Genomic DNA, 1,075 nt, shown 5'->3' with positions numbered 1-1,075 from the left:
ACGAAAAACAACAATCTATGCGAAAATAGCCTTAAATAAACAGACTAATCCATAGATTAGTCTGTTTAACGGGAATGGGCCGGATTTACGTATTTTTGCAAAAATTCATCAATGACTCGTTCATAATCAGCACGGTTTTCATTAAAAGATTGGGCATGGCGGCCTTTTTCAGCCATATAGAGCATTTTAGGTCCTTTTTTATGCTCAAATAAGTCTTCCGTCATCGAGGGCAAGATATAATCATCCTTGCGGCTGTGAATGAAAAGAATCGGATGTTGAATATTTTCAATAACGGATATCGGCGAAACATGGCGGATGGAATATTTATCCCGAAGGCGTAAAATAAGGTCTCCAATCGGGAGTAAAATGCCGGGAAAAAGCTTAAAATTCTTTTTGATTAAATAAGCCAGCTGAGTCCGGAAATCGGAGAATGGACAATCCGCAATATAAAAATCGGCGCCGTCCTCAAGCATTCCGGCATACAGCAGCATGGTTGCAGCTCCCATTGATTCGCCGTGAATCCCCAGCAAAAGATTTTGCCCTTTTTCTTTTTTCAGCCAATCGACGACGGCTTTTAAATCAAATTTTTCATAATAACCGAAGCTCGTGGTTTTTCCCCCGGATTCACCATGACGCCGATGATCATAAATCAAGGCATTAAAACCGCGTTCAAGGAACAGATTCATGTATTTAACGGAATTGACTTTCGTTTCGGTTACACCGTGCGCAATAATGATGTAGCGGTCTGTTTGGTGCGGCTCAACCAGAACGGCTTTAATCCTATACCCAAAGGGTGATGAAATCTCGACTTTCCTCTTGGGCAGCGTTTTTAATTGAGCAGGATTATACCTGCCAGCATCTTTTTCCCGCTTTAAAATAAATTCCTCATCCTTTTTTTTCATATACATCAGCCGGTTGGTAAAATAAATCGCAAGCGCCAGCCAGAAAAATAACAAAATAAATAAGGTCCGAAATGTCTTTTTCAAACAGGGCACCTCCTGAAATGTCACAACTCAAAATGATAAATTTTTGCCTTTGGAAATGGTCCAGCTCCGGCGCCTAGCCCCTCGAGGTC

General features: G+C 41.3%; 1 protein-coding gene. It reads right to left on the bottom strand.

What is annotated here, in order from left to right:
* Positions 1-65: 65 nt before the first annotated feature.
* Positions 66-986 carry an alpha/beta hydrolase gene (locus BIV60_RS27985; protein WP_071358924.1) on the bottom strand — a complete coding sequence of 307 codons (921 nt, stop codon included), beginning with the start codon at positions 984-986 and terminating at the stop codon, positions 66-68.
* Positions 987-1,075: the final 89 nt, after the last annotated feature.

The sequence above is a fragment of the Bacillus sp. MUM 116 genome, assembly GCF_001866655.1.
In the GTDB taxonomy this organism is placed as follows: Bacteria; Bacillota; Bacilli; order Bacillales; family Cytobacillaceae; genus Neobacillus.
This window is presented reverse-complemented; position numbering and strand designations above follow the sequence as displayed.